Origin of the sequence: Spirillospora sp. NPDC049652, from assembly GCF_040675125.1 — a bacterium.
Classification (GTDB): domain Bacteria; phylum Actinomycetota; class Actinomycetes; order Streptosporangiales; family Streptosporangiaceae; genus Spirillospora.
Map to the genome: position 1 here is coordinate 1 of NZ_JBFAOF010000469.1, position 5457 is coordinate 5457.

Consider the following 5457-nt stretch of genomic DNA (forward strand, 5'->3'; position numbering starts at 1 on the left):
GTCGGTCGCGGTCTACGGGCTCGGCGGCGTCGGCCTGTCGGCGGTGCTCGGCGCGGTCGCGGCCGGGGCCTTCCCGATCATCGCGGTGGACCCGGTGCCCGCCAAGCGCGAGCTCGCGCTGCGGCTCGGCGCGCACCACGCCTTCGCCCCGGCCGAGGCGGAGGCCGCGATCCGCGACCTCACCGGCGGCGGCGCGGACGTCGCGGTCGAGGCCGTCGGCGCCGCGCCGGTCATGGCGGACGCCCTGCGCGCCGTGGACCGCGGCGGCCGGGTCGTGTCGGTCGGCCTGCCCGCGCCCGACCGGACGCTGGACGCCGTCCAGGCGCTCGCGTTCGCGGGGGAGGGCAAGTCGCTGCTCGGCTCCTACATGGGCGACGCCGTGCCGCGCCGCGACATCCCGCGCTTCATCGACCTGTGGCGCGCGGGCCGCATGCCGGTGGACCTCCTGCACACCGGCTCGCTGCCGCTGGCCGACCTCAACCACGCCCTGGAGTCCCTGGCCGCCGGCCACGCCGTCCGCCAGCTCGTCCTCCCGTAGCGGACACGCCGACCACGGGCCCGGCGAGGGCCCGTGGTCACCCGCGTATCCGAGGGGCGCGCGGTCCGGACCCCGGCATGTTCTTCGCGGCGGTGGGGTGTCCAGGCCTGAGGAGTTTCCGGAGTCTGGAGATCTGATCGTCAATGCGTTCGGCGTGGAGCCGGGCGTGCTCCTCGACAGTCTCCTGGATCTCGGCGTACACCCGGCGCTCGATCGCGTCGATCGCCGAGGACGGCACGCCGAACGTCCGCATGGCCTCGGCGTAGGCGTCGGCCACCACCGCCCGCGCGACGCGTAACGCCTCGTCCGGCGGACGCTCGGGCAGACCCACCAGCGCGGGTGCGGCGCGCTCGGCGGCCAAGGCATTGACCGGCCCGGTCGCGTGCGGCGTTTCACTCTGTGCGGACAGGTGCGTCCGGTAGGAGCGCATCACCACGTCGGCCATGACCTTCGGCGTCGTGAGGAACCCCTCCGGGCCACCGCCGGTTCCCTCATTCATGGGTCGGCACCAGCCCCGTGAGCCGCCGCTTGATGCTCCTGGACGAGAGGGGGATGTCGTCGTCGCCGCGCATCCCCACCACGACCAGCAGTTCGCGGCGCAGGAACCGGATCGGGCCGCCGGGGTACTCCTGCCGGAACGACACGACGCCCTCGGCCGCCCAGCGATGCAGGGTCACGCTCGTCACGCCGACCAGCAGCGAGGCGAAGCGCGAGGTCATCCAGCCGTGGTCCACGTATGCGGGAATGCCGTAGACCTGCGCGACCCGGCCTTTGACCGTCAGCGGGAAGTCCTCCGGTGGCAGAGCGGGCCCGGGTGCCCGCGTGGCGCGGAGGGACGCCTGCTCCCTCATGTCGAAGCCCCCTGCTGAGCGAGCTGACCGTGAAGTGCTCGGACGATGACGTGCGCCGCCTCGCGCAGGTCGTTCGCGGCGGCGAAGCGGCTGTCGTCTCCGCCGCGTGCGAACCACCACTGGCCGTCCGCATAGCGACAGGCCACGGTGACTCCCGCCACGGGCCCCGACTCGGCCGTCCTCGACCAGCCGGGACCGACTGCCACGACGTGCATGACGACCTCGTGGTCCCGGTAGCCGAAACCCGCCGACAGCCCCGGCGGGAGCCGCCGGGCGAGGTGGGTCAGGTAGGCCATGCGCTCGCGGTTGGGCACCACCAGCGCCACGTTGGACGCGAGGTCCGGCACGGGCGGGGCGACGCGCGGTTCCGCGCTCTTGTTCGAGTGTCGGCCCGACATGTCATCCCGCCAGGGGCGTGAGGGCACGCCGGAGGGCGGCGGCGGGGGCGGGGCACGGAGCGGGTCTGACGAGAGTCATCGGAACCTCCGGAGGACGCGAGTTGCCTGTCTGGCCTCCACGATTCCGAGCCCGTGGTTACAGTCGCCAGAGAAACCTCTCCACAAGTGATCGGACGCCTACACAACGTCATGTGCGGGCATCAGGAGGCCCCTTATGCCGGAGATCGACCCGTCCGAGTCGGCCCGCGCCTACCTCGCGTACCACCTCAAACGGCTGCGTGAGGAGAAGGGCTGGTCGCAGCCCGTACTGGGCGCCAGGATCCACGTCTCGGGGAGCCTGATCAGCGGCATCGAGACCATGCAGCGCCGCCCCATGCTCAAGAACCTCCAGGCCCTCGACAAGGTCTTCGGACTCGACCGGTTCCTCGCCCCCCTCTACCCCCGCATCCTGGAGGAGACCGGCCTCCCCGCCGGATTCCCCGAGTACACGGACGCGGAGTCCGAGGCGCGGATGATTAGGCTCTACGAGAACTTCGTGGTCCACGGACTCTTGCAGACGCCGGAGTACGCGCGGGCGGTCCTGGCCGCCGGTGAGCAGCCGGGCAAGCTGGAGCGGCTGGTCAGCACCCGGATCGAGCGCCAGGAGATCTTGGTGCGGGAGGATCCGCCTGCGATCATTGCGCTTCTCGACGCCTCGACCCTCCATCGCCCGTTCGGCGGACGCGATGTCATGCGGGCGCAGCTCGAACGGCTGCTGGAGCTGGCCGAGCTCCCGCACGTTCACATCCACATCGTCCCCGGGACCGCCGAGCTGTGCCCCGAAGGAGCGTTCGCCCTTCTGTCCTCCCCTGGAGAGCCGGATTCCGGGTACGCCGAGATGGCCGGCGGCTGGGGGCAGCTGATCGACGACCCCGAGGTCGTCGCCAAGCTTGGCGTACTGTTCGAGTTGATCAGGTCCAAGGCGCTGAACGCTGAGGACTCCGTGGCCGCTATCCGCAAAGCGTTGGAGGAACTGTGAAGACCACCGCCGGCACGTTCACCCAGTGGCGCAAGAGCAGCTACAGCGGCGGCAGCTCCGGGCAGTGTGTGGAGGTCGCCCAGGCCTCCGCCATGGTCGGTATCCGAGACAGCAAGGATCCGGACGCTGGGCATCTGGCGGTTGGCCGGACCGCGTTCGCTGGTCTGCTGGCTCGCGTGAAGGCGGGCGACCTGAGCCTGTAGCCACCATGACTGAGAGCGGCCCCGGCGGAGGTTCCCGCCGGGGCCGCTTCGCGGTCGGGTTAGGTGGTCTTCTGTTGGGGGCGGCGGGTGGTGAAGAGGGCGGCGGTTGCGCAGGCGGCTGCCAGGAGGATGACGAAGGCGGCCGTCAGGGCGTGGGTGTAGCCGTGGCCGGAGGCCGCCTGGAGCTCGTTCCGGTGGCTCGCTAGGTAGGTGGTCGCGGCGCTGGACGCCAGGGTGTTGAGCAGGGCCGTTCCCAAGGCGGCTCCCAGTTGCTGTGCCGCGTTGTAGGCGGCGGCTCCGGCGCCGATGTCGTGGCCCTTCATGCCGGCGGTGGCGAGGCTGGCGGTCGGCGGGAGGACGCAGCCGAGCCCCAGGCCGGTGAGGACGAGCGCGGGCGCCAGGTAGAGCGTGAACACGTGCGAGCCGTCCACGGTCAGGCGGGTCAGGACCAGGACTCCCGCGGCCGCGGCGAGCAGGCCCGGGACGACGATCAGCGCGGGCGGGACGCGGCCGTGCAGCCGTCCGGCGACCAGCGTCGATCCGGCCAGCGCGGCGACCGCGTTGACCAGCAGCGTGAGCCCGGCCTTGACGGGTGAGTAGCCCAGGACGGCCTGCGTGTAGTAGCTCATGAACAGGTAGAACCCGAACATCGCCACGAACAGGAGCGTGATCGCCACGAACGCGGCGGCGCGCACGCGGTGCCGGAGGACGTGCGGCGGCAGCAGCGGTTGCGCCGCGCGGGCCTCGACCGCGACGAACGCGGCGAGGAGGGCGACGCCCCCCGCGAGCAGGCCGGTGACCTGGACGGACTTCCAGCCGTGCGTCTCGGCCTGGGCGAAGCCGTAGACCAGCGCGGCGAAGCCCGCGAGGCTGAGCAGGGCTCCGGCGACGTCCAGGCCGCCCCGGCCCGCGCCGAGCGGACGCCCTTTCGGGACGACGGCCACCCCGGCGGCGGCCAGCAGCGCGAGCGGGATGTTCACGTACAGGCACCAGCGCCAGCTCGCGTACTCGGTCAGCAGGCCGCCCGCGATGAGGCCCACCGCCGAACCGGCCGCGCCGACCGCCGCGAACACCCCGAACGCCCGGCCGCGTGCCTTCGCCTCGGTGAACGTGGTGGTCAGCAGGGCGAGCCCGGCCGGGGCCAGCAACGCGGCGAACACCCCCTGGACGGCGCGGGCCGCGAACAGCGTCCCGGGATCGGGGGCGGCGCCGCCGAGGGCCGACGCGGCGGCGAAGCCGAGCAGGCCGGTCAGGAACGCGCGCCGGTGGCCGAGCGCCCCGCTGACCCGTCCGCCGATCAGGAGGAGCCCGCCGAACGCGAGCGCGTACGCGGTGACGGCCCACTGCCGGTCGCCGTCCGACATGGAGAGGGCGCGCTGCGCCGAGGGCAGCGCGATGTTCACGATCGTTCCGTCCAGGACCACCAGGAGCTGCGCGGCGCTGACCACCGCGAGCGTCCACCACACCCGGCGGGAGCCGGCGGCGGGGGTTCCCACCTGCGTCTTCTCGTCTTCGACATGCATGACTTCCATCGTCACGGTGAACCCGCCCCGGAGACTTCGGCCGTCCGGGCGGCCGCTGACCTGCCGGGTGCGGGCGGTGACCCTCAACGCGCGGTGCAGGGCCGTCCGAAAGAAAGCGGCAAATGTGGAGATGCCGGGCATGGGTCCGGTGGCGCAGCATGGGGTGACGGACCCGTCGCGGAGAGGGAGGCGATCGTGCCGGTCATCGGTTCGCTGCGCAGGCTGGTGCTGGCGCCGTCGCTGGAGAAGGTGAGCTTCGCCGGGCGGGGGTTCCCGGTGACGCCGTCGGACGCCACCGAGCGGCTGGAGGCCATCCCGCAGGCGGTGGTCTGCGGGTTCGAGTGGGGGATCGACGCCCGGAGCCAGTGGGAGCTGGAGCGCCGGCTCGCGCTGGTCGACCCCGAGCAGAAGGGGTTCGCCTACGAGGGCGCGACGATGGCCTGCGCCGTCCTCGACGCGATGGGGCCCCGGCGCGGCGACCGCACCCGGGCCCTGCTGCTCGGGCCGGGCCGCCCGCACATCTTCCTCGCCTACATCGGGATCGGGTTCGCGATGGCCCGGCTGCCGCGCGTCCTCTGGCGCAAGGTGACCCCGGACCTGCCGGCGGACGGCGGCTACTACCCCGAGATGTCCTGGCTCGCCGTCGACGGCTACGGCTTCGACCTCGCCTACTTCGGGACGCGCCGCTGGGTCGACCGGCAGGAACGGCCCGCCGCCCACCCCTGGAAGGGCGACCCCGGGTACTTCCCGCGCGCGGTGGACCAGGGGATCGGCCGGGCGCTCTGGTTCATCCGGGGCGGGAACCCGCAGGACGTGGCGGCGGCCGTCCGGGCGTTCGCGTCCGAGCGGCGCCCGACGGTGCTGGCCACGGTCTCCGGGATCGTGGTGATCTCGCTGATGATGCTGCTCAACGAGCACGACGTGAC

At 72.7% G+C, this 5457-nt stretch carries 8 protein-coding genes; 4 read left to right on the forward strand and 4 right to left on the reverse strand.

The genetic code is table 11. The features are described from left to right. Positions 1 to 538: zinc-binding dehydrogenase (locus AB0J52_RS25380; RefSeq protein ID WP_500184718.1), on the forward strand; the 538-nt coding region annotated here is incomplete at its 5' end. A 37-nt stretch (positions 539 to 575) separates the two neighbouring features. Here AB0J52_RS25380 and AB0J52_RS25385 read toward each other — a convergent pair. Genes AB0J52_RS25385 through AB0J52_RS25395 form a run of 3 tightly spaced genes read right to left on the reverse strand, consistent with a single transcriptional unit; the run spans position 576 to position 1787 of the window. Beyond that, on the reverse strand, positions 576 to 1037 hold the full coding sequence (locus AB0J52_RS25385; protein WP_500184719.1) for a hypothetical protein: 462 nt from the start codon (positions 1035 to 1037) through the stop codon (positions 576 to 578). After that, entirely contained in the window at positions 1030 to 1389 is a 360-nt protein-coding gene (locus AB0J52_RS25390; protein WP_500184720.1) for a hypothetical protein, read from the reverse strand. The genes AB0J52_RS25385 and AB0J52_RS25390 overlap by 8 nt, the downstream gene beginning before the upstream one ends. Further along, positions 1386 to 1787, reverse strand: coding sequence for a hypothetical protein (locus AB0J52_RS25395; RefSeq protein ID WP_500184722.1), 402 nt, complete (start codon positions 1785 to 1787; stop codon positions 1386 to 1388). The genes AB0J52_RS25390 and AB0J52_RS25395 overlap by 4 nt, the downstream gene beginning before the upstream one ends. 214 nt (positions 1788 to 2001) lie before the next feature. Here AB0J52_RS25395 and AB0J52_RS25400 point away from each other — a divergent pair, with 214 nt between their 5' ends. Together AB0J52_RS25400 and AB0J52_RS25405 are read left to right on the forward strand one after the other, a co-directional pair. Next, entirely contained in the window at positions 2002 to 2805 is an 804-nt protein-coding gene (locus tag AB0J52_RS25400) for a helix-turn-helix domain-containing protein (protein ID WP_500184724.1), read from the forward strand. Then, a complete protein-coding gene (locus AB0J52_RS25405; protein ID WP_500184725.1) occupies positions 2802 to 3008 on the forward strand; it encodes a DUF397 domain-containing protein in 207 nt (68 codons plus the stop codon). The genes AB0J52_RS25400 and AB0J52_RS25405 overlap by 4 nt, the downstream gene beginning before the upstream one ends. 59 nt (positions 3009 to 3067) lie before the next feature. On the opposite strand, the gene AB0J52_RS25410 is transcribed toward AB0J52_RS25405, so the two are convergent. Continuing rightward, a complete protein-coding gene (locus AB0J52_RS25410) occupies positions 3068 to 4531 on the reverse strand; it encodes an MFS transporter (RefSeq protein ID WP_500184726.1) in 1464 nt (487 codons plus the stop codon). A gap of 195 nt (positions 4532 to 4726) precedes the next feature. On the opposite strand from AB0J52_RS25410, the gene AB0J52_RS25415 reads away from it, so the two are divergent. Then, on the forward strand, positions 4727 to 5457 hold a 731-nt coding region (locus AB0J52_RS25415; protein ID WP_500184727.1), incomplete at its 3' end, for a DUF1702 family protein.

Excerpts from the sequence above, each read along its gene's own strand:
- AB0J52_RS25385 (WP_500184719.1), bottom strand. The coding sequence starts at position 1,037 with ATGAATGAGGGAACCGGCGGTGGCCCGGAGGGGTTCCTCACGACGCCG.
- AB0J52_RS25390 (WP_500184720.1), bottom strand. The coding sequence starts at position 1,389 with ATGAGGGAGCAGGCGTCCCTCCGCGCCACGCGGGCACCCGGGCCCGCT.
- AB0J52_RS25395 (WP_500184722.1), bottom strand. The coding sequence starts at position 1,787 with ATGTCGGGCCGACACTCGAACAAGAGCGCGGAACCGCGCGTCGCCCCG.
- AB0J52_RS25400 (WP_500184724.1), top strand. The coding sequence starts at position 2,002 with ATGCCGGAGATCGACCCGTCCGAGTCGGCCCGCGCCTACCTCGCGTAC.
- AB0J52_RS25410 (WP_500184726.1), bottom strand. The coding sequence starts at position 4,531 with ATGCATGTCGAAGACGAGAAGACGCAGGTGGGAACCCCCGCCGCCGGC.